The following is a 21,033-nucleotide window of genomic DNA, read 5'->3' as shown; positions in this document are numbered from 1 at the left end:
GCTATTATAGAGAATCCTCGAGCGCGACGAAACCGTTTGCGCAGGGAATATTGATAATACCTTTAACCTTACAGTTAATATGGGTTATTGGGAATAAAGTTGCAGACTGACGATTTGTTGAGCAAAATGCGTCGGCACCAGGGGCTTAACCCCATTTTTAGCACTGTTTTATCTTATTAAAAAAATAGCGCGGTAGAGAGATAACTATTTGAAGCGCATAAAATTTACCTACTTAATTGTAGGTCTGATCACCCTGTTGCTGGCGTTGGCCCTATGGCCGAGCATTCCCTGGCAACGTGGGTCTGGAGATCAGCTACAAAATATCCTTTCTCGTGGTGAGTTGCGCGTGAGCACGCTCGATTCTTCGCAAACATATTTTAACGGCACCACCGGTGACCGGGGATTTGATTATGAATTAGCCAGCCGTTTCGCCGACTACCTTGGCGTCAAGCTGGTATTGATACCGCACAAAGACATTGAAAGCCTGTTTGGCGATCTCAAAAGCAACAAAGCCGACATTCTGGCATCCGGGCTTATCTATAATCCCGAGCGCTTAAAGTCATTTCGTACCGGGCCGGAGTACTACACCGTCTCTCAGCAGGTACTTTATCGGCAAGGCTCGGTGCGCCCAAAAACCTATGATGATATCAAAGGTAATCTGGTGGTTTCCGCCGGGGCGGCACATATCACCACGCTGGAAGAGGCCAAAAAGAAGTTCCCGAACCTCGGCTGGGGCATTACTCATCGCTATTCTCCGGCAGAACTGATGCAGCAGGTGGCTGACGGCAAGCTGAAATATACGCTGGGCGATTCCGTGACGGTCGCACTGTTACAGCGGGTTTATCCACGCCTGGCAGTTGCCTTTGACGCCACCGAAGACGAGCCGGTGACCTGGTATTTCAACAAAGCCAGCGATGACGACAGCCTCTATGCGGCGATGCTCGACTTCTATAGCCAGATTTCCGAAGACGGCACGCTGGAAAGGCTCGAGGAAAAATATCTCGGCCACGTCGGAGGCTTTGACTTTGTTGACACCCGCGCCTTCCTTAATAGCATCGATGACAAACTCGCTACTCTGCAACCGATGTTTGAGAAGTATGCGGGCAAAATCGACTGGCGTTTACTGGCGGCTATCTCTTATCAGGAATCGCACTGGGACCCGAGCGCAACCTCGCCGACCGGCGTGCGCGGCATGATGATGCTGACCCGCGCGACCGCGCAGGGCCTGGGGGTGGAGAATCGTCTTGATACCGAAGAAAGCATTCGCGGCGGCGCGCTGTATCTCAACAACATTATAGATACACTGCCGGCCACCATTGATGACGATGACAAGATCTGGTTTGCACTGGCCGCCTATAACATGGGCTATGGCCACATGCTGGATGCGCGGGCGATCACTGCGGCGCAAAAAGGTAATCCAGACAGTTGGGTTGACGTAAAACAGCGCCTGCCGCTGCTCAACCAAAAACGCTATTACAGCAAAACGACTTACGGCTATGCCAGCGGCACTCAGGCGTTTAACTACGTCGAGAACATCCGCAAATATCAGATAAGCCTGGTGGGATATTTGATGGAGAAAGAAAAGCAGAAAGCGCAAGCTTTGGCATTACAGGCGCAGCTTGCAGCAGGTTATCCGGCAGTCAGCGCTGATGAATTGAAAAACGCGGGAGGCTGAGTTCTCTCGCGTAATAAATTATCAATCTGCAGATGAAGGATCGGTAGAGGCGGGATCGGCGCAATTTTTTGCCATGCGCCGAGCCTGACGTAATGACTTTTGCTGACTTCGGCGCAGGCGAAAGAAGTCACTGAGCTGGGTAGAACAGGCTTCGGCCATCACGCCAGAGGTAATCTCCATGTGATGATTCATCCCGGGATGGCGCAAGATGTCCAACAACGACCCCGCAGCACCTGTTTTTAAATCTGCGGCCCCGTAGACCAGGCGTTTAATGCGACTGTGGACCATGGCCCCGGCACACATTACGCAGGGTTCTAGCGTGACGTACAGCACCGCATCGAGCAGCCGATAGTTTTGCACCACCAGCCCGCCCTGTCGCAGCGCCATGATTTCGGCGTGAGCGGTCGGATCGTGAAACCCAATAGAACGGTTCCACCCTTCTCCAATAACCTGATTACCTAACACCAACACCGCGCCCACCGGCACTTCACCTGCATCCTGCGCTTTAACTGCCAGCGCCATGGCATGCTGCATCCAGTATTGATCGCTGTATTGCTCTGTCACGTAAACCTCACCCTCTCCAAAACGGCGGCCATCATACACTGCTCTCCCTCGCAGACCCAGTGTAGCCAGCCGATTTATTAAGTTAGACTTAAGCAAGAGGAATGGGCAAACAGCGGCGCATTATTCCAGCTGCTGTAACTCGCCCTGCTTGCTCACTCGAAAACGATGCTCGCAGAAAAACAGCAGCGGGTTATCCTGCTTGCTGTCGCTGTACCCGCTGTACAGTTTCAGCGGCGAGCCGATACGCTGTTCCAGCTGCGATACTTTCTCTTCGCCAAGGCAGCGCAGAGCCAGGACCCAGCCGCCATGACGGCGCGCAATTCGGCTGCCAACCAGCCTGACACGCGGCAGAAAAGGAGAGGAATTATACACCTGCTGCACCAGATTTTCGGGGGAGCCGGTTATCAGCCACACCTCGGCGTTGTCGCGGTCGAGATAATCACGCAGGCGCATTTGCACCACCGGAAACGCCACGACTTTCTGGCGGAACCAGTTGACGAAGCGCAGCTCAAGTCCTTTTAAATGCGCCTCGCTATGGCCAAAGGTAATTGACCACAACAGCAGGCTCATCGGCCAGCGCTGCGCGCGCCCACAGAGCAGCATTCCCAGGCCGATAACCGGCAGCATCGGAACCACCAGCAGCAGATTTTGTGGCATTCTCCATAATAGAAAACGCATAAAGGTGCCGAACATGTCCTGCTGATGCAGCGTACCATCGAGATCAAAAAAAACTATTCGTCGATCCGTCTTCGCGCCCAATGCGTTACTCCTCGGGATCGTTGAACCCCATAATCCAGGTAAAAATAAAACCGGCCACCATAGTGATCAGGGCCCCAGTGAGATAGAGCATGACTTTACCGGAGATAATGGTCAACGCCAAAGGCAGACCAGAAATGCCGAAAGTAATGACTGTCGCCACTTTCCAATAACATATTAGCGCACCGCCAACCGCACCACCCAGACAGGCGGCAATAAAAGGTCGCCCCAGAGGCAGCGTGACGCCGAAGATCAGCGGCTCACCGATACCCAGTATCCCCACCGGCAATGCGCCCTTGATGACCTTTTTAAGCCTTGGATTGCGAGTTTTAATGAGCACCGCGATGGCCGCCCCGACCTGCCCGACACCGGCCATGGCAAGTATCGGCAACAAAGGATTAGAACCGTGCGCCTGAATCAGTTCAACGTGGATAGGCACCAGCCCCTGATGTAAACCGGAAAGCACCAGCGGCAGAAACAATCCTGCCAATACCGCTCCAACGGCCAAACCGCCGCGATCAATGGCGATATTTACTCCTTGAGCAATCCCGTCAGAGATAAGGCCACCCAACGGCTGGAGGATCACTATCGCCAGTGTTGCAGTAATCAGAGTGGTAAACAGCGGATTAAGGATCAGTTCCACCGATTCCGGCAACAGACGCCGCAGACGTTTTTCAACCCAGCACATCAGCGCCACCACCAGCAGCACAGCAATAACACCACCGCGCCCCGGCTGCAGCGCCTCGCCAAACAGCGTAATTTGCGCCAGCTGCGGGCTGGAAAGAATACCAGCCATCACTCCGCCCATCGCCTGAGATCCCCCAAAGACTCGAGCGGCATTAACGCCAACCAGAATATTCATGATCGCAAACACCGCACCGCCGAAAACTCCGAGCAGCGCGAGCGCGTTGGGATAATCCAGCGCCAGATGCCCGGCGATATCAGGCCGCTTAAGCAGGTTGATAATGCCAGTGATAAGGCCCGAGGCGATAAACGCCGGGATCAGAGGGATGAAAACGTTGGCGAGCTGGCGCAGCGCGCCACTCATCGGTGCTGAATATTTTGCCTTGGCTTGGGCTTTACTCTGAGTAATGTCATTGTTAACGAAGTCTTTGTTAGTGACATCGTTGTCAAGAACAGCGCTGGTGAACCGCTGACTGGCATCGAAAGTCTTTGGCTGTTTAATGCCGTCGGCCAACAAACTCTGCATTGCCTCAACTACCCTGCCCGCAGCGCCCGGCCCGACTACCAGCTGATGTTGTTGACCCTGCTTGACGTAACCCTTAATCCCTTCCAGCTTTTTAAGTCCAGGGAGATCCAGCAACTGCTCATTTTCAACTTCAATCCTGACCCGGGTCATGCAATTTTCAAGTTTAATGATATTGGTTGCTCCGCCAACGCCGTTAAGGATCTGCGTTGCCAATATCTGAGTTTTATCCGTTGCCATTTATTCTCCTGAAACTGGTTTTTACTCCGCCAATGCCGCGCGCAGGAAGCCCTGATGCCGACTCAAACGTACGATCGCCTGCTCGGCACTGATTTGCGCGAGGATCATCAAAATAGCCGGTTTTACCTCGAACGCGGTTTGCTGCAAGGCCGCTTCAGCCTCGGCGCGCTGCGCTCCGGTAGCTTCGACCACAATGCGGCAGGCGCGATCCACCAGCTTGACGTTTGTCGCTTTCACATCGACCATCAGGTTCTGATACACCTTGCCAATTTTGACCATCGCGCCGGTTGAAATCATATTCAGCACCAACTTCTGCGCGGTGCCTGATTTCAGGCGTGTGGAACCGGTTAGCGCTTCCGGTCCTACCACTGGCGAGATAGCAACCTGCGCCTCATGGGCAATCGGCGAATCTGGATTACAAGAGATAGCCACCGTGGCACAGCCCAGACTGTGAGCATAACGCAGCGCACCAATCACATATGGCGTGCGTCCAGAGGCAGCCAGCCCGACCACAGTGTCGGCGGCAGTAAGATTGAGACTTTTTAAATCTTCGGCGCCAAGTTCAGCATTATCTTCAGCCCCTTCTACGGCTTTCAGTAAAGCACCCGGCCCACCGGCAATTAGCCCAATCACCATGCCGTGCGGTACGCCAAAGGTCGGCGGACACTCCGAAGCGTCAAGCACGCCAAGGCGTCCGCTAGTGCCAGCACCGAGGTAAATCAGTCGCCCATTGGCCATAAAGGATTTCGCGGCCAGTTCTACCGCCACGGCGATTTCCGGCAGTACTGCCTTGATAGCCAAGGGGACTTTACTGTCTTCCTCATTAAAGCAAGTGACCATTTCCAGCGTCGACATTTCGTCGAGGCGGGTCGTGGCAGCGTTACGGGTTTCAGATACAAGTGCGCCTAAATTCATCATGACCTCTGGAATATTTAATTCGAAATTCATTTCTCATATTTGAATAGTTTATTCAGCAAAGCGAGTTTTTTTTGCTAGCTTAGAGACATCAGGACATAACTTTCGACAGGACTCAGCATCATGAGCAGTATGATCCGCATCCGTCAGATGTACCCCCAGTTTGCTGAAAACGATAGGAAACTGGCCGATTTCCTTCTCGCCCATCCGGACAAGGCGCGGCACTTAAGCTCGCAAAAATTGGCCGAGTTGGCAGGCGTTAGCCAGTCCGGGGTCGTCAAGTTTGCCCAGAAGCTGGGTTACAAAGGCTTTCCAGCGCTTAAACTGGCAATGAGCGAGGCGCTGTCTGTTCCGCCGACTGATGCAGCGGTCACTGTACATAACCGTATTCTTAGCACTGATAGTCTGTTGACGGTAGGCGAAAAGCTGCTGGCAGAGAAACACGCCGCCCTTCGCGCCACGCTGGATGTCAACAGTGAGCAGCGTTTGCAGCAGGCGTTATTTATGCTCACGCAGGCACGAAAAATCATTATTGCCGGCATTGGCGCTTCAGGTCTGGTAGCAAAGGATTTTGCTTATAAATTGTTAAAAATTGGGCTAACGGCGATTGCCGAATCGGATACTCACGTGCTGCTGGCAACGGTTCAGGCGCTCAGTGAAGAGGATTTATTGTTGGCAATTTCGTTTAGCGGTGAACGGAGGGAGATTAATCTGGCCGCCGAGGTGGCGCGCAAGGCTGGAGCGAAAACGCTGGCACTGACCAGCTTCTCCCCCAACACGCTGCAACAGCAGAGCGATCACTGCCTTTATACACTGGCAGAATTACCGGTAACGCGCGGCGCCGCAATTTCTGCCAGCACGGCACAGTATTCATTAACTGACATTCTGTTTATGGCGTTAATTCAGCAGGATACTGAAAAAGCGCCTGAAAGAATAAAACACAGTGAGGCTTTAGTTAAAAAAATCAGTTAATACTCAGATGAATTAAGGGATTATCAGGATTGCATCAGGGTAAAATAAGGAAAAAGTGGCTTGTGTTGACCAATGTAAAAAAGCCTTGCTGATATAATCTGCGTCTTAAATAAATATTTTGTATTTGTCAATTTATTGAACAAGGCGTAGAAATGAATTATCGCTCTGATATCGACGGGCTTCGTGCCATCGCGGTTTTATTTGTTTTATTTTTTCATGCGGGATTTACTTTTTTTTCTTCAGGATTTATCGGTGTCGATATCTTTTTCGTGATTTCAGGGTATTTAATTACTTCAATAATTAACACTTCAATCAACAATGGTAATTTTTCATTATCCGAATTTTATAGCCGTCGTCTTTGGCGACTGCAACCCTCATTTATTGCAGCACTCATTTTCACCATGATTATCGCTGTCATACTGTATTTACCAAGCGACTTCAAAGAATACATGACCAGCGCTAAATATGCTGCTTCATTTATGTCTAACATATATTCCGCCCGCAATGCTGTGCAATATGGCGCTGGCGATACCATGACCCATTTGCTACTGCACACTTGGTCTCTTTCTATTGAATGGCAATGGTATTTATTCCTGCCACCTGGGCTATTACTTGTCCATCGCTTTGTGCCTAAAAGATTCATTGGTGTCATAACTATCGCCCTCACCCTATTAGCGTTGATAATTTGCCTATTCCTTTCTGCACACTATCCGAGCAAAAGCTACTATTTCTTGAGCTGCCGCCTATTTGAACTAATGACGGGGAGTTGTTTAGCGGTTCTAAATTACCAAAAATTAAAACTTAACAAGCATCTTGGCTCTCTACTTGGCCTGGCCTCGCTAGCCATACTGGCTTATTGCACCACGCGAACGAATATTGTTTATGGTTACCCCAATTATACGAGTGTTATCGTATCAATAGCCGTCGCCGCATTGATTATTATTGGCAGTACGGGGAAAGGAGTTACCACCAAGTTACTGTCTAATCCCGTGCTGGTATTTATTGGTACACTTTCTTATTCACTATATCTCTGGCACTGGCCTATTTTTGCCACAGCACGTTATTTAGATATCAGAGAAAACGCCACTTTTATAGTAGTTTGTTTTGTACTAACAGGCATCACTGCTTACCTGTCTTTCATTTATATAGAAAAACCTTATCGTATTAAAAAAGTCGGCTTATTAAAAACGGTCGTCTTGCTAGTCTTAACTCCCCTTATTATAACGATGCTGCTGCGCACTTTAGTAAGAAACAATGAGGGATTTACAGATCGCTTCGGTAAGGAGTACGCTACGGTTCTGGCCAAATCCAATGAACCCAACTCTGCTCAAAGAAAATATTGTTATGATATCAAAACAGATGGGGATAATAAAAAATGTATTATGGGTGATAATAAGGCAATAAAAACTGCCTTATTGATTGGTGATTCCCATGCTGGTCATTTCTTCAATTTCTTTAACATCCTGGGTAAAGATGCCCATCAGGCAATAACGACATTGAGCCGAGGTGCCTGTCTGTCACTGCCAAATTATTATCAGTTTCAAACTAGTGGCCAATACGATCAGATTAATTTATCTTGTCACGATGAGTCACAAAAATATTATGCAAAGGTAAAAAACAATAAATATAACTATGTTATTATTGCTCAACGATGGGACTTGTACGGTGCTGATATCAGCACTAATGACAAAGGGAAAATTTATTCCGTTATAGAATCTCGAGAAAAAATCTCTACAGCGCTTAATGAGGCGCTAGATATTATCGTCAAAGCGGGTTCAACTCCCGTGATTATGAAACAGATTGCTCCTCTAAACAGTCACTATCCCGGCTGTATAAAGCAACATACAGTTTTAAGGAAAAAATATATTCCTAATAGCTGTGAAACAGTGCCGATTAGAAACCAAAACACTGATTGGTTCATTCCTATTTTTAATCAGCTACAGGTCAAGTACCCTACTCTTATATTTATCGACCCACAGGATGCAAGATGTAACGGCAAAAAATGCTTGATGGAGTTCGATGGCATCCCGCTTTTTGCAGATGATAATCATATTACCGCGTATGCATCACAGAAGTTGGGCGAGTTGTATTTGCAGCTCAAAGGCAATCCACTGAAAGAAGTTGCGGAATAAACTCCCTTTAGACATCTGTTAACCGGTGTTTTTATTGATCTATATCAGACTCCTGTCAGCTATCGGCGTAGGAAGAAATAGGGTTGCTATAATCTCTGCCCTTTTCTTCTGATGCCGAGAAAGTCATGGCGCTGCTAATTACTTATAAATGCATCAATTGCGACATGTGCGAGCCGGAATGCCCGAATCAGGCTATCACGATGGGCGATGAATTTTACCAGATTGACAGCGAGCGCTGTACAGAGTGTGTCGGCCATTACGATGCGCCGACCTGCCAGATAGTCTGCCCGATCGACCATACGATTATCATCGACCCGCAACGCCGCGAAGCCAATGACCAGCTGTGGGATAAATTTGTGCTGCTGCACCATTCCACAAAGCTTTGAGTCAGCAGAGTGATGCAGCTATAAAATCATCGTTAATCACTAGTTTTCGATGATAACCGTAGCACAGGCATAGTGACGCTCATCGGCCAGCGTCACGTGGACCGCTTTAACACCGAACTCAGCCACCATTTCCGCCGCGCGGTCGTGAAAAACCAGACTCGGCTTGCCCAATGCATCATTAACGACTTCAAACTGCTCAAACGCCAGACCGTTGCGAATACCCGTTCCCAGCGCTTTTGCCGCCGCTTCTTTGACCGCAAATCGCTTAGCCAGAAAACGCACCGGCTGCTGATGGTTAAGGTATAACTGCCATTCGTTGGCGCTTAAAATACGCTTAGCCAGCCTGTCACCACTGCGTTCAACTACCGCTTCGATGCGGATAATCTCGACAATATCGGTGCCCAGCCCAAGAATCGCCATTATCGGCGCGCTTCCCGCATCAAGGCTTTCATTTCACTGACTGCGCCGGCTAAACCGTCAAACACCGCCTGACCGATAATTGAGTGGCCGATGTTCAGTTCGTGCATTTCTGGCAGCGCAGCAATCGGCTGAACATTTTTATAGGTCAGACCGTGACCCGCATTAACCTTCAGGCCTTTCGATGCGGCATAGATGGCAGCATCTTTAATACGTTTAAACTCAGAATCACGATGAATGCCTTCTGGGGCTTCGGCGTAGGCACCGGTATGAATTTCAATATATGGCGCGCCGACAGCAACAGCGGCGTCAATCTGGCGCACGTCTGGGTCGATAAACAGAGAAACCAGAATGCCAGCCTGTGATAAGCGCTCAACCGCAAAGGTCATTTTGTCTTTCTGGCCAGCCACGTCCAGCCCGCCTTCGGTAGTCACTTCTTCGCGCTTTTCCGGTACCAGACAGCAGAAATGCGGTTTGATATCACAGGCAATACCGACCATTTCGTCAGTCACGGCCATCTCGAGATTCATGCGAGTCTGGATAGTTTCGCGCAGGATCCGCACGTCGCGATCGGTGATGTGGCGACGATCTTCGCGCAGGTGTACGGTGATACCGTCAGCGCCAGCCTGTTCAGCCACGAAAGCCGCCTGTACAGGATCCGGATACGCGGTACCGCGCGCGTTTCTCAGGGTCGCGATGTGGTCAATATTGACGCCCAACAGTAACTCAGCCATGAAACACTCCTAATTTTGTGATACCCATAAGGGTTCGAAACGCAGCAGAACTTAGCAGATATAGGCGGCAGTTTACACGCTTACGCGCACACAGACAAAATCAGTCGGTAGGATTTTCAGCAGCAGGTGCGGGTTTTTTCAATACAAACTGACGAAACAGTTCTCTGCTTTTCAGCGGCTTACCGCCAAGATAGGGTTTTAATGCGATGCGGGTGAAACGTTTGGCGGCGCGCAAAGTATTGGCATCGGGGAATTCACGGGTAGCGAGTGCCATCAGATCACGACCGGTAAAACTAGTGTTGTCGATCACCAGGCTGGCGATAAAACCTTTCTCTTCACGATAACGATAAGTCATGGTTTCACTGACTTCTTCACCGCTGCCCGCGCAGTGCAAAAAATCCACGCCATAGCCAAGATGTTGCAGCAACGCCAGTTCAAACTGCCGTAAGGCATGTTCAGGCGAGGTTGAGGCCGCGGCCAGGTTTTGCAGGCAGTGCAGGTAATCGAAAAACAGCGAGGAGTAATTAGTTTCCTGCTCAAGCACGCGCGATACCAGCTCGTTGACGTACAGGCCGCTGTAAACGATTGAACCGGAAAGAGGAAGTGCCAGAGAAACCGCTTCAGCATTGCGCAGGGTTTTGACTTCACCCCGCCCGGTCCAACGGACCAGCAGCGGGGTAAACGGCTGCAAACAGCCTTTTAAATTGGATCGGCGGCCACGCGCACCTTTTGCCAGTATGCGCACCCGCCCTTGCCCTTCAGTGAACAAATCAACCATCAGGCTGGTTTCACTGTAAGGCCGCCCATGTAAGACAAATGCGCGTTGCCAGCCTTCCATAGGCGCAGACCTTATAAGTCGTCTACGTAACCCAGGCTACGCAGCGCACGTTCGTCATCTGCCCAACCGGATTTGACCTTAACCCACAGCTCAAGATGCACTTTCGCTTCAAACATGTTTTCCATGTCCTGACGTGCCTCGATACCGATAGTCTTGATCTTCGAGCCTTTATTACCGATAACCATTTTTTTCTGGCCTTCACGCTCAACCAGAATCAAACCATTAATGTCGTAGCCGCCACGTTCGTTAGTCACGAAACGCTCGATTTCTACGGTCACGGAATAAGGCAGTTCTTCCCCGAGGAAACGCATCAGCTTTTCACGAATGATCTCTGACGCCATAAAGCGCTGAGAACGGTCGGTGATGTAATCTTCCGGGAAATGATGAATCGCTTCTGGCAGCTGCTTGCGAACCAGAGCAGCGATAGTGTCAACGTTAGTCCCTTTTTCGGCAGAAATAGGGACGATATCGGCGAAGTTCATCTGCTCGCTCAAGAATTGCAGGTGCGGCAACAGCTTGGCTTTGTCAGTGACGTTGTCGATTTTATTGATAGCCAGTATCACCGGGCTTTTTAGGTCACGCAATTTGTTGACGACCATCTCGTCGTCGGGGGTCCAGTGAGTTCCTTCAACGACGAAGATAACCAGCTCCACATCGCCAATTGAACTGCTGGCTGCACGGTTCATCAGGCGGTTGATCGCTCGTTTTTCTTCCATGTGAAGCCCAGGGGTATCGACGTAGATAGCCTGGAATGGACCTTCGGTATGGATACCCATAATCCGGTGACGCGTGGTTTGTGGTTTGCGAGAAGTGATGGAGATTTTCTGCCCCAACAGTTCATTCAGCAAGGTCGATTTACCGACGTTAGGACGGCCGACGATTGCTACAAAACCACAGTAATTCTTTTCTTCGCTCATTCAAGCTCCAGCTGTATCAGCGCTTGTTCCGCTGCCGCCTGCTCGGCTTTACGGCGGCTTGATCCGGTTCCTACAACCGGTTGACTCAAGCCACTGACCTGGCAGTGGATGGTAAACTCCTGATCGTGCGCTTCACCGCGAACCTGCACGACCAGATAAGAAGGCAACGGCAGATGACGACCTTGCAAAAACTCCTGTAAACGGGTTTTCGGGTCTTTCTGCTTATCACCGGGACTGATTTCATCGAGACGACTACGGTACCATTCGAGGATCAGCCTTTCGACGTTCTGAATATCGCTATCCAGGAACACGCCGCCAATGAGTGCCTCCACCGTATCCGCGAGAATAGACTCACGGCGGAAACCACCACTTTTCAATTCGCCTGGGCCCAAACGCAAACACTCGCCCAAATCGAATTCACGCGCCATTTCAGCCAGGGTATTACCGCGCACCAATGTTGCACGCATCCGGCTCATATCGCCCTCGTCTACACGAGGAAAGCGATGATACAGCGCATTTGCAATAACAAAACTGAGGATCGAGTCTCCAAGAAACTCCAATCGCTCGTTGTGCTTGCTGCTGGCGCTGCGGTGAGTCAGTGCCTGCAATAAAAGCTCCTGCTGTTGAAAAGTGTAGCCCAGCTTTCGCTGAAGCCTGTTTATTACGATGGGATTCATGAGTTACCAATAGATCAAGAATGCGTCAAAAACTTCAGCATACGGAACAGGCCTGCTTCACCAAAAATCGATCCAAAGCTGTTTCGTTTGCAGTAGCTCCCTTTATTTTAAAAAGAGGGTCGCCAACTTTTATCGCTCGAAGGGATATTCTACAACGAGTGGAATAATAATGCTGCGTTAATATGCCCGCCCCTTGCAGGACGGGCATATTATTAATGAATTCCACCAATACGGCTAATCCGGATGCCCGTTGGCCATTCGCCTTCTTGCTTCTTAAAGCTCATCCAAATACCTGATGCTCTGCCTACCAGATCTTTTTCCGGCACAAAGCCCCAATAACGGCTGTCAGCGCTGTTATCACGGTTATCACCCATCATGAAATAATGACCGGCGGGAACAACCCAGGTTGCCAGCGGTTGACCAGGTTGTTGGTAATAAGCACCAAGCTGATCGCGAGCGCCGGGAACAATAAGAATATTATGAGTAACACCCCCCAGATTTTCTTTACGCGCAATCAGACGAACGCCGTCCTGTGGGACTGGAGCCGTAGGATCCGTTTCATAGAAACCACTGGTGGCCTCACTGCCAGAAGACTGGCCGAAGGTCTGCACAAAATTGCTCGGTTCATTAGGAGTATAAGTAATCGGCAGCGCTTTATCACACGCCTGACCATTATCACACGCCGGTTGAACGGTAACTTCTTTACTCATTGGATCGTAAGTTATGCGGTCACCCGGCAAACCCACCAGACGCTTAATATAATCCACTTGAGGATTCAGAGGATATTTAAACACCACGACATCACCACGTTTCGGCTCACCGGTAGGGATAAGCTTGGTCTGGGTAATCGGATCTTTAAGTCCATAAGCGTATTTTTCGACCACAATAAAGTCGCCAATAAGCAGCGTCGGCATCATTGAGCCTGATGGGATCTGGAAAGGTTCGTAAATAAAGGAACGAACAACAAATACCACCAGCAATACCGGAAATACGGAAGCACAAGTTTCAACCCAGCCCGGCTGTTTAGCAGCCTTGCTCAGGGTTTTGTCGTCTACCGCACCCGCCGTTTCAACTTTTAGGCGAGCAATTTTCTCCCGACGCGCAGGAGCCAGTTTAAAACGATCCAAACACCAGATTATCCCGGTTACCAGCGTTGCAACTGCCAGTATCAGGGCAAACATGTTAGCCATTCCTACTCCTTGACAAACTAATTCAAAGACTTACTTACTGTCTTTACCGACATGCAGAATAGCCAGGAACGCTTCCTGTGGTAACTCAACGTTACCCACCTGCTTCATGCGTTTCTTACCATCTTTCTGTTTCTGCAAAAGTTTCTTCTTACGGCTAACATCGCCGCCGTAGCACTTGGCCAGAACGTTTTTACGCAGCTGTTTCACGGTCGCACGGGCAATAATGTGGTTGCCGATAGCCGCCTGAATGGCGATATCAAATTGCTGACGCGGGATCAGCTCTTTCATTTTTTCGACCAGATCGCGACCACGGTAATGCGAGTTGTCGCGGTGCGTGATCAGTGCTAGGGCATCAACACGCTCACCGTTGATTAAAACATCAACACGTACCATGTCAGAAGCCTGGAATCGTTTGAAATTGTAATCAAGTGACGCATAACCGCGTGAGGTGGATTTCAGTCTGTCAAAGAAATCCAGCACGACTTCGGCCATTGGAATTTCATAAGTCAGCGCTACCTGGTTTCCGTGGTAAACCATGTTGGTCTGCACGCCACGCTTCTCGATACACAGGGTGATCACACTGCCGAGGTATTCCTGAGGCATCAGCATGTGACACTCGGCGATAGGCTCGCGCAGCTCTTCGATGTTGTTCAGCGCTGGCAGCTTGGAAGGGCTATCAACGTAGACGGTTTCACCCGCGGTGGTAACAACTTCATACACAACCGTTGGCGCAGTAGTGATCAGCTCAAGGTCGTATTCACGCTCAAGGCGTTCCTGAATAATTTCCATGTGCAGCAAGCCCAGGAAACCACAGCGGAAGCCGAAGCCCAGCGCGGTAGAACTTTCTGGCTCATAGAACAACGAAGCGTCGTTCAGGCTCAGCTTGCCCAGTGCGTCACGGAAGTTTTCGTAATCGTCAGAGCTGATTGGGAACAGGCCTGCGTAAACCTGTGGTTTAACCTTTTTGAAGCCCGGCAGCGCTTTGTCAGCTGGATTACGGGCCAGAGTCAAAGTATCGCCCACCGGAGCACCGAGGATGTCTTTAATCGCACAGACCAACCAGCCAACTTCGCCACAGTGCAGCACGTCTTTATCGACACGTTTAGGAGTGAAAATCCCCAGACGATCGGCATTGTAAGTTTGGCCGGTGCTCATCACCTTGATTTTGTCGCCTTTGCGCATCGTGCCGTTTTTGATACGGACAAGAGACACAACGCCAAGGTAGTTATCAAACCACGAGTCGATGATCAGCGCCTGAAGTGGTGCTTCAGGATCACCTTCCGGAGCCGGGATATCACGCACCAGACGTTCAAGAATATCAGGCACGCCAACGCCCGTTTTTGCCGAGCAGCGCACGGCATCAGTGGCGTCAATGCCAACGATGTCTTCAATTTCCTGAGAAACGCGGTCAGGATCGGCAGCCGGCAGGTCGATTTTGTTCAAAACCGGCACAACTTCAAGATCCATTTCCATCGCGGTGTAGCAGTTAGCCAGTGTCTGAGCTTCTACGCCCTGACCTGCGTCAACCACCAGCAATGCGCCTTCACAGGCTGCAAGCGAACGAGAAACTTCATAGGAGAAGTCCACGTGTCCCGGCGTATCGATAAAGTTGAGGTGATAGGTTTCACCGTTCAGCGCTTTATAATCCAGCGTTACGCTCTGGGCTTTGATGGTGATGCCGCGCTCACGTTCAAGATCCATAGAATCGAGGACCTGAGCGGCCATTTCACGATCGGACAAACCGCCGCAAATTTGGATGATACGGTCAGAAAGTGTCGACTTGCCGTGGTCAATGTGGGCAATAATGGAGAAGTTTCTTATGTTCTTCATTTATAGATGATTTTCTCTAATTGATAGCGCTTAAAACTTTTTCATGGACACAGCATCAGCTTTAATTGCCAAACTGCCCACGCAAATATGGGCGCATCTTACACTGTATGCCGGTTACACGAAAGGATGCGATAGCTTTACAGTGTTTTCCGAGCGGCAAGTTGTGACACTAAAAAATCGATAAACGTGCGTATTTTAGGTGTAGGGGACCGGTCTGCAAGAGTCAGTAGATAAACTGGCTTGGGCAATGGAGAATAATTTTGCAAAACGGGAATCAATCGTTCGGAATTAATATCTTCAGCCAGTAAAATCTCAGGCTGCATAATAACGCCTAACCCACTGATCGCGGCCGTTCTTAGCGCTTCTCCATTGTTAACTGACAAAGCCAGATTAACCGGCACACTAATTGGCCCATCCAACCCCTGTAACAGCCATTCATTTCCTGCAACAGGGTGAGCAAACCCCAGGCAGCGATGATTAACGAGATCGGCTGGCACGCTCAAGGGCCCATTTTTTTCGAGATAGTGGGGGGCGGCGCAGATTATTGATCGATAAGGCATCAAAGGTCTGGCTATCATTGAAAATACGTTCTGCAACTCACCAATTCTAATCATCATATCGGCGCGCTCATCGATCATATCCAACGGCTTGTCGCTGAGAATGAGATCAACCGTTACATCGGGATAAAGTTTCCGATACTTTTCCAAAATCGGCGCAATAGAATGCACTCCCAATGACACAGGGGAAATGATCCGTAAAACGCCTCTGGGTATGGGCGTCTGGCTTTCAGCCATCGCCTCGGCATGACTGATCTCCAACAGAATTTGCTTGCTCTTCTCATAATAAAATAGCCCGAACTCAGTGAGGCTTTGTCGACGCGTGGTCCTGTTGAGCAAGCGCACGCCAAGCAGTTTTTCCAGCGATTGCACATGTAAACCCACCATCGTTCCGGTGATGCTTAACTCGTTAGCAGCCGCCGTAAAGCTCCCCCGCTCAACAACTTGAACAAACACCATCATGCTTTCCAGCTTATTCATACTTTATAATTACACCTCAATTGGCAAGCCATCCTTGGTAATTATCCAACTATAACGTCGTTTATCTGCGCTGCCCAACCGAGTTTAATTAAACCTCAACAACGGGAGAAAAAGATGATCATCAATCCACAGCAGTATCAGCAAGGGCTGGAGTTATTTAACTCACTTTATGGCGATGGCGCGGGGGAGGCTTTAAGGAGTGATATGGCAGACTTATGTCCGGATTTCACCGATATTTCTATCGAATGGGCAATGGGTGGAATTCTTGCGAGGCCCGGGCTCGATCTTATTACTCGGGAGCTGGTCGTTATTGCGGCCTGCGTCACTCTGGGGCACGCAACGCCACAGTTGCTTGCTCATGCACAGGCGGCACTGAATGCGGGTGCATCAAAAGAGCAAATTATCGAGTCCATCCTGCAAATTTTATTCTATGCCGGAGGAGCTGCGGTGCGAAATGCACTGGTCAACATTCGTGATATTGTCGGGAAATCTAACCAATAACTTGAATTATATCATTTTGAATTATTAGATTTAATCCTATTCCTCCGCCCTGGAAGCACTCTTAACAGATTAGGAAAATGCTCATTTACTGGGCGGGGGAAATACCATTAACTAACTGTTATAAAAAATAAAGTTGTCTGACGTAGTGCTTAAATTAATTATTAAATAATTTAACTGTTTACCCTATTTTAAAACAATCGGTCACAAGGTTAATGTCATGATCAATGAAGGTCGGCTGCTCAGCCGGCATGGTTTTGCAAAAGCAAACTCGTGGATCACCCTAGTCCTCGCAACGCTACTTATGATAGCCGGGGCGGTGCAGCTTGTTTTTTTGCTAACATTAGGAAAGTCCGGCTATTTCGAACAACACGCCATTCTAATGTCAACCATCTTCAGCATTTCTTTAGGCACAATTCTTATTATTTTGCGGCAGTTCATTAAGCCAAGACAAATATTCCAACTCTATGAAAATGGAGTTTTAGTTATTTCAAAACCTGACAACAAAAATAAATTTATTCCGTTCGAAAGAATAAGTGATATTTACCGTTACCGTACCGGAAAATATACCCGAAAAATATTAAACACCATGGCATTTCGCGAAAGTTCGGAAAAGCCGTGGTATAAAATCTCGCCGAATATCGCCCATGCCGATCGCCTGATTGAAGTAATTAAAAATGAACAACTGCTATTGCGCGGCCCGCAAGCGCTCGTTACCCTGGCGCATGACGGAGAGGTAGGATTTAGCTACATAAATGAAAGCAAGAGCCGTTTCAGGCACTTTCTTCGTGGTAATTTTTTACTAATGAGTGAGAAAAAGCTGCGGCTATCTGCACGTACGCTAGATTCTGACGATGGGCACCACATTCCGATTGAAGAAGTACATTTTATTAGCGGCGGCAGCAACAGCCAAACTATCAAGCTGCTGGATATGCACGGCAGGTCGCTATTTTCAGTGCCCTACACTTCTCTTTTCAGTGCCGATCTGTTCATCGCCTTGATCGAACATATGATCCAGAACCGCATCCCAATCCGCAGCTAGGCAACCCGTTTCTCAAGCCAATTATCTCGACAATGAAGCAATAAAAAACGCCTCATGCAGAGCACAAGGCGTTTTTTGTATCATCGGAGATTTCAGGCAGATTTGAATAAGTTCCTGCTGAATTCATCTCAGACGAAGAGAAAATTTTGAGCAGTTCTAGCGCGGCAATTCAGTTGATTCTGGCTGAAAGCGAAAAGCGTTCGGAGGTAAGCCAACCTGCAGTATTACGGGCTGATAAGCTTCTTTTTCGGCAACCTTGGCGGCAAAAAATCTCGCAATAAGGAAGCCAAGCGCCCCACCGGCTATCGCGCCAATCAAGGCGAAAACATCTGCCTTCAACAGCGATTGCAGAACACCACCGCCAACAATCACACCAAACAGCGGCGTCATGTACACCAACAGTGCAGAGCGAAGCATTGCGCCTTCAGTGATGCCTAGTTCAACCTTCTGACCAGGTTCAAGCTGTTCGGCACTGTTAACTTGCAGATTATGCTCAGTTTGCGGCCCCAGCTCGTTAAGAACGCGAGAACCACAGCCCGAACGCGAATGACAGCTGCTGCAACCTGCCTGCGTTTCACAACGCAGTTCTGCAACGCCATTTTGCCACGAAACCACGGTGGCCCATTCTTTCATCATCGCTGCTATCCTACTGTTACGCTATTGTCCGGAGAAGACAATACTATCAGAAATTCGCTTAGCTGTGGAAGGTGGCAACTCGCCAACTACGGTTATCTCATCGCCGTTGCGAACATCGGTTTCAACCGTTCTTCTCCCCTGCCGGACTATTTGCCCACTGGTCGCGTCAGTGGCAGCATTTACGTTAATCGAGAAGCTGAATACGCCATCGCTATAAAGTCTTGATTCGATGCTGACGGGCAGATTTGGCAAGTTTCGTTTACTGCGCGAAACTTCTTTCACCCCTTCTGGCAGCCATTTTGGCTCCCAGTTGAATTGTGTTTTGCTTGCATCCGGGATACTTAATACTGGCGGTAATTTGGCTTTATCAAGGCCGTTGAAAGCCTCGGCAACAGCGGGATCAACGGTAATGGAAATCACGCGAAACTGCTCAAGAGTTTCACCATCTTTATCCAGCAAATCAACGCGCAGAGGCAGCTTGTTTTCCTCATCAATCCAGACAATATAACTGAATCGAGTGCCGTCACGGGAAACTACGCGAATCACTTCACAGTTACGATCAACGGCTCGTGCACGGCCTACCGAAATAAAGTCATAGTATTTAGATAGCGTTGGAATGTCGCTGAATGCCAGCTCTGGCAGAGAATCAACAATATGATCGCCGGTCAAAGTGAAAGGCTGAAGTCCCGTTTCAAAATAGCTGATGTCTTTGCCACGCTGCACAACTTCGCGGCGAGGGCCATCCATCAGAAGCAGATCACCGAGCTGCACTCCTTGCGATTTTGCGTGACGATAACGATATGAATCAATGCCTTGCTTTGTGATATTGATAAAGGCAATTTCATAGTTCAATGACTGACCGGCATTGCTCATCTGTTGCAACAACGCCTCGGGAGCAGATTGAGTCTCAGCCGAGGCGGTGTGTGTGGCGAGCAAACTGCATGTCATTAAGGAAACAGCGTACCAAATTTGCTTCATTACTGCGTTTGCGTTCCTAAAGACTGGTTACCAGGGACTTGAATAGCGGCCTGTTGTGGCACAATCGAGTCTAGCTGAAGTTGATCGGTATGCAATCTACGCTGCAACTCATAATCCTGCAAAATAGCATTGATGCGCTTACGCTGCTCTTGCATATTTTGCGGGCCACTAACCGTGCTGCCTTCATTTGGCACACCGAAACTGACAGGAGAAGCTTTCCCCATCATCGGAAGCGTGTTGAAAGCCGGAGTTTCAGGCGACGCGCCGGTCGCATTCTGCTGACCATAATGTTGCACGCCGACGATAACAGCCAATGATACACAAGCGGCAACGCCGACCTGAGTTATCTGGCTCGCCCACGGGCGGACCTTGTGCCAGAAAGGCATCTTCTGCCAGGTGTGTGGCATCGGTTGCGATTCTTTTGTTGCACCAGGTACAAGCTTGGCAGGTTCATTTGCCAAAGCAGCAGCCACTCTGTCTGCGATGTCCAGATGCACAACAGTTCCCATGTCACCGCGCATTGAATCACGGATCAGGTGATAACTCTGCCAACTTTCCTGAAGCTTTTTATCATTTGAAAGCGAACTTAACAGTTCGGAATCAACAGCCTCACCATCCATCAGAGCCGAAAGCTTTTCTTTCTGCATGCCTTAGTACCCTTTAAGTATCCGCCATCGCTAACGCTGAATCAGCGGTTGAACTTTATTATCAATAGCTTCTCGAGCACGGAATATGCGCGATCTCACCGTGCCCACCGGGCAATCCATGATGGCGGCTATCTCTTCATAGCTCAAACCATCTAACTCCCTCAGGGTAATTGCCATCCGCAAATCCTCAGGAAGCGCTTCAATAGTCCGAAAAACAATCTGTCTCAATTCCTCTGACAACATTAAGTTCTCAGGGTTCGAAATTTCTTTTAGCGCACCGCCATTTTCGAAGTTTTCAGCTTCATTGGCATCAACATCACTTGAAGGTGGACGGCGACCCTGTGCGACTAAATAGTTCTTGGCCGTGTTAACGGCGATACGGTAAAGCCAGGTATAAAAAGCGCTATCTCCGCGGAAAGAGTCTAGTGCACGATAGGCTTTTATGAATGATTCTTGAACCACGTCAGGCACGTCGCCTTGTGGAACGTAGCGGGAAACAAGGCTCGCCACCTTATGCTGGTAGCGAACAACCAGTAAATTGAACGACTTTTGATCACCTTTCTGGACCCGCTCGACCAGAACCTGATCTGCTAACTGCTCGCTCATTCGAGGTAATCTCTCCCCAAAGCCATCTCCACGCTAAAAGTCGTACTGCCAGCTATCATCATTATTTTCCTGAGCAAGTACCTGCTTGGAGTTCAAACAGAATGTTAAGTTCCATAAAACACAAAGTTTTTAAACTGTT

General features: G+C 49.2%; 22 protein-coding genes. 6 read left to right on the top strand and 16 right to left on the bottom strand.

Features of this window, described 5'->3' with window-relative positions; translation table 11 throughout:
* The first annotated feature begins 208 nt into the window (after positions 1 to 208).
* Complete coding sequence (gene mltF, locus SPM24T3_RS11985) at positions 209 to 1,675, top strand: membrane-bound lytic murein transglycosylase MltF (RefSeq protein ID WP_009637018.1); 1,467 nt, start codon at positions 209 to 211, stop codon at positions 1,673 to 1,675.
* Between the two features lie 21 nt (positions 1,676 to 1,696).
* Here the strand turns inward: mltF and tadA are convergent, their stop codons facing one another.
* The 4 genes from tadA to murQ form a co-directional block, all read right to left on the bottom strand.
* Complete coding sequence (gene tadA, locus SPM24T3_RS11980) at positions 1,697 to 2,278, bottom strand: tRNA adenosine(34) deaminase TadA (RefSeq protein ID WP_009637017.1); 582 nt, start codon at positions 2,276 to 2,278, stop codon at positions 1,697 to 1,699.
* A gap of 81 nt (positions 2,279 to 2,359) precedes the next feature.
* Positions 2,360 to 2,998, bottom strand: coding sequence for a phosphatidylglycerophosphatase C (gene yfhb, locus SPM24T3_RS11975; RefSeq protein WP_009637016.1), 639 nt, complete (start codon positions 2,996 to 2,998; stop codon positions 2,360 to 2,362).
* A 4-nt stretch (positions 2,999 to 3,002) separates the two neighbouring features.
* Entirely contained in the window at positions 3,003 to 4,442 is a 1,440-nt protein-coding gene (locus SPM24T3_RS11970; protein ID WP_009637015.1) for a PTS transporter subunit EIIC, read from the bottom strand.
* A 21-nt stretch (positions 4,443 to 4,463) separates the two neighbouring features.
* Positions 4,464 to 5,357 (bottom strand): N-acetylmuramic acid 6-phosphate etherase, encoded by an 894-nt coding sequence (murQ, locus tag SPM24T3_RS11965; RefSeq protein WP_009637014.1) that lies wholly within the window; start codon positions 5,355 to 5,357, stop codon positions 4,464 to 4,466.
* Positions 5,358 to 5,480: 123 nt separating this feature from the next.
* Here murQ and SPM24T3_RS11960 point away from each other — a divergent pair, with 123 nt between their 5' ends.
* The 3 genes from SPM24T3_RS11960 to SPM24T3_RS11950 all read left to right on the top strand — a co-directional run bounded on the left by SPM24T3_RS11960 (position 5,481) and on the right by SPM24T3_RS11950 (position 8,847).
* Positions 5,481 to 6,329 (top strand): MurR/RpiR family transcriptional regulator, encoded by an 849-nt coding sequence (locus SPM24T3_RS11960; RefSeq protein WP_009637013.1) that lies wholly within the window; start codon positions 5,481 to 5,483, stop codon positions 6,327 to 6,329.
* A gap of 152 nt (positions 6,330 to 6,481) precedes the next feature.
* The gene (locus tag SPM24T3_RS11955) at positions 6,482 to 8,461 is read left to right on the top strand and encodes an acyltransferase family protein (protein WP_009637012.1); all 1,980 of its coding nucleotides are present in this window, start codon (positions 6,482 to 6,484) and stop codon (positions 8,459 to 8,461) included.
* Positions 8,462 to 8,586: 125 nt separating this feature from the next.
* Entirely contained in the window at positions 8,587 to 8,847 is a 261-nt protein-coding gene (locus tag SPM24T3_RS11950) for a YfhL family 4Fe-4S dicluster ferredoxin (RefSeq protein ID WP_009637011.1), read from the top strand.
* Between the two features lie 39 nt (positions 8,848 to 8,886).
* Here the strand turns inward: SPM24T3_RS11950 and acpS are convergent, their stop codons facing one another.
* The 8 genes from acpS to SPM24T3_RS11910 all read right to left on the bottom strand — a co-directional run bounded on the left by acpS (position 8,887) and on the right by SPM24T3_RS11910 (position 16,487).
* Positions 8,887 to 9,267: a holo-ACP synthase gene (gene acpS / locus SPM24T3_RS11945; RefSeq protein ID WP_009637010.1), complete on the bottom strand. Its 381-nt coding sequence runs from the start codon at positions 9,265 to 9,267 to the stop codon at positions 8,887 to 8,889.
* The gene (pdxJ, locus tag SPM24T3_RS11940) at positions 9,267 to 9,998 is read right to left on the bottom strand and encodes a pyridoxine 5'-phosphate synthase (protein ID WP_009637009.1); all 732 of its coding nucleotides are present in this window, start codon (positions 9,996 to 9,998) and stop codon (positions 9,267 to 9,269) included. The genes acpS and pdxJ overlap by 1 nt, the downstream gene beginning before the upstream one ends.
* Before the next feature lie 100 nt (positions 9,999 to 10,098).
* The gene (gene recO / locus SPM24T3_RS11935) at positions 10,099 to 10,836 is read right to left on the bottom strand and encodes a DNA repair protein RecO (protein ID WP_009637008.1); all 738 of its coding nucleotides are present in this window, start codon (positions 10,834 to 10,836) and stop codon (positions 10,099 to 10,101) included.
* An 11-nt stretch (positions 10,837 to 10,847) separates the two neighbouring features.
* Complete coding sequence (gene era / locus SPM24T3_RS11930; RefSeq protein ID WP_009637007.1) at positions 10,848 to 11,753, bottom strand: GTPase Era; 906 nt, start codon at positions 11,751 to 11,753, stop codon at positions 10,848 to 10,850.
* Positions 11,750 to 12,430: a ribonuclease III gene (gene rnc / locus SPM24T3_RS11925; protein ID WP_009637006.1), complete on the bottom strand. Its 681-nt coding sequence runs from the start codon at positions 12,428 to 12,430 to the stop codon at positions 11,750 to 11,752. Before rnc ends, era begins: the two co-directional genes overlap by 4 nt.
* A 212-nt stretch (positions 12,431 to 12,642) precedes the next feature.
* Positions 12,643 to 13,620 carry a signal peptidase I gene (gene lepB, locus SPM24T3_RS11920; RefSeq protein WP_009637005.1) on the bottom strand — a complete coding sequence of 326 codons (978 nt, stop codon included), beginning with the start codon at positions 13,618 to 13,620 and terminating at the stop codon, positions 12,643 to 12,645.
* A gap of 30 nt (positions 13,621 to 13,650) precedes the next feature.
* Positions 13,651 to 15,450, bottom strand: a complete 1,800-nt coding sequence (lepA, locus tag SPM24T3_RS11915; RefSeq protein WP_009637004.1) for a translation elongation factor 4 — start codon at positions 15,448 to 15,450, stop codon at positions 13,651 to 13,653.
* 137 nt (positions 15,451 to 15,587) lie between these two features.
* Positions 15,588 to 16,487, bottom strand: coding sequence for a LysR family transcriptional regulator (locus SPM24T3_RS11910; RefSeq protein ID WP_009637003.1), 900 nt, complete (start codon positions 16,485 to 16,487; stop codon positions 15,588 to 15,590).
* A gap of 114 nt (positions 16,488 to 16,601) precedes the next feature.
* On the opposite strand from SPM24T3_RS11910, the gene SPM24T3_RS11905 reads away from it, so the two are divergent.
* A complete protein-coding gene (locus tag SPM24T3_RS11905) occupies positions 16,602 to 16,988 on the top strand; it encodes a carboxymuconolactone decarboxylase family protein (RefSeq protein WP_009637002.1) in 387 nt (128 codons plus the stop codon).
* A 217-nt stretch (positions 16,989 to 17,205) separates the two neighbouring features.
* Positions 17,206 to 18,027, top strand: a complete 822-nt coding sequence (locus tag SPM24T3_RS11900; RefSeq protein ID WP_009637001.1) for a DUF6585 family protein — start codon at positions 17,206 to 17,208, stop codon at positions 18,025 to 18,027.
* Between the two features lie 156 nt (positions 18,028 to 18,183).
* Here the strand turns inward: SPM24T3_RS11900 and rseC are convergent, their stop codons facing one another.
* From rseC to rpoE, 4 genes are read right to left on the bottom strand one after another with little or no spacing between them, the layout of a single operon-like run.
* Complete coding sequence (gene rseC / locus SPM24T3_RS11895; RefSeq protein ID WP_009637000.1) at positions 18,184 to 18,663, bottom strand: SoxR-reducing system protein RseC; 480 nt, start codon at positions 18,661 to 18,663, stop codon at positions 18,184 to 18,186.
* Between the two features lie 21 nt (positions 18,664 to 18,684).
* Complete coding sequence (rseB, locus tag SPM24T3_RS11890) at positions 18,685 to 19,641, bottom strand: sigma-E factor regulatory protein RseB (RefSeq protein WP_009636999.1); 957 nt, start codon at positions 19,639 to 19,641, stop codon at positions 18,685 to 18,687.
* On the bottom strand, positions 19,641 to 20,288 hold the full coding sequence (gene rseA, locus SPM24T3_RS11885) for an anti-sigma-E factor RseA (protein WP_009636998.1): 648 nt from the start codon (positions 20,286 to 20,288) through the stop codon (positions 19,641 to 19,643). The genes rseB and rseA overlap by 1 nt, the downstream gene beginning before the upstream one ends.
* A 30-nt stretch (positions 20,289 to 20,318) precedes the next feature.
* Positions 20,319 to 20,894, bottom strand: a complete 576-nt coding sequence (gene rpoE, locus SPM24T3_RS11880) for an RNA polymerase sigma factor RpoE (protein WP_009636997.1) — start codon at positions 20,892 to 20,894, stop codon at positions 20,319 to 20,321.
* Between the last annotated feature and the right edge of the window lie 139 nt (positions 20,895 to 21,033).

Origin of the sequence: Serratia sp. M24T3 (genome assembly GCF_000257645.1) — a bacterium.
GTDB lineage: Bacteria > Pseudomonadota > Gammaproteobacteria > Enterobacterales > Enterobacteriaceae > Rouxiella.
Note: the sequence above shows the minus strand (reverse complement) of the source record. Positions and strands in the feature narration are given on the sequence as shown.

Bases quoted from the DNA above. Each gene is read 5' to 3' on its own strand.
- SPM24T3_RS11970 (WP_009637015.1), bottom strand. From the start codon at position 4,442: ATGGCAACGGATAAAACTCAGATATTGGCAACGCAGATCCTTAACGGC.
- murQ (WP_009637014.1), bottom strand. From the start codon at position 5,357: ATGAATTTAGGCGCACTTGTATCTGAAACCCGTAACGCTGCCACGACC.
- SPM24T3_RS11960 (WP_009637013.1), top strand. From the start codon at position 5,481: ATGAGCAGTATGATCCGCATCCGTCAGATGTACCCCCAGTTTGCTGAA.
- SPM24T3_RS11955 (WP_009637012.1), top strand. From the start codon at position 6,482: ATGAATTATCGCTCTGATATCGACGGGCTTCGTGCCATCGCGGTTTTA.
- SPM24T3_RS11950 (WP_009637011.1), top strand. From the start codon at position 8,587: ATGGCGCTGCTAATTACTTATAAATGCATCAATTGCGACATGTGCGAG.
- acpS (WP_009637010.1), bottom strand. From the start codon at position 9,267: ATGGCGATTCTTGGGCTGGGCACCGATATTGTCGAGATTATCCGCATC.
- pdxJ (WP_009637009.1), bottom strand. From the start codon at position 9,998: ATGGCTGAGTTACTGTTGGGCGTCAATATTGACCACATCGCGACCCTG.
- recO (WP_009637008.1), bottom strand. From the start codon at position 10,836: ATGGAAGGCTGGCAACGCGCATTTGTCTTACATGGGCGGCCTTACAGT.
- era (WP_009637007.1), bottom strand. From the start codon at position 11,753: ATGAGCGAAGAAAAGAATTACTGTGGTTTTGTAGCAATCGTCGGCCGT.
- rnc (WP_009637006.1), bottom strand. From the start codon at position 12,430: ATGAATCCCATCGTAATAAACAGGCTTCAGCGAAAGCTGGGCTACACT.
- lepB (WP_009637005.1), bottom strand. From the start codon at position 13,620: ATGGCTAACATGTTTGCCCTGATACTGGCAGTTGCAACGCTGGTAACC.
- lepA (WP_009637004.1), bottom strand. From the start codon at position 15,450: ATGAAGAACATAAGAAACTTCTCCATTATTGCCCACATTGACCACGGC.
- SPM24T3_RS11910 (WP_009637003.1), bottom strand. From the start codon at position 16,487: ATGAATAAGCTGGAAAGCATGATGGTGTTTGTTCAAGTTGTTGAGCGG.
- SPM24T3_RS11905 (WP_009637002.1), top strand. From the start codon at position 16,602: ATGATCATCAATCCACAGCAGTATCAGCAAGGGCTGGAGTTATTTAAC.
- SPM24T3_RS11900 (WP_009637001.1), top strand. From the start codon at position 17,206: ATGATCAATGAAGGTCGGCTGCTCAGCCGGCATGGTTTTGCAAAAGCA.
- rseC (WP_009637000.1), bottom strand. From the start codon at position 18,663: ATGATGAAAGAATGGGCCACCGTGGTTTCGTGGCAAAATGGCGTTGCA.
- rseB (WP_009636999.1), bottom strand. From the start codon at position 19,641: ATGAAGCAAATTTGGTACGCTGTTTCCTTAATGACATGCAGTTTGCTC.
- rseA (WP_009636998.1), bottom strand. From the start codon at position 20,288: ATGCAGAAAGAAAAGCTTTCGGCTCTGATGGATGGTGAGGCTGTTGAT.
- rpoE (WP_009636997.1), bottom strand. From the start codon at position 20,894: ATGAGCGAGCAGTTAGCAGATCAGGTTCTGGTCGAGCGGGTCCAGAAA.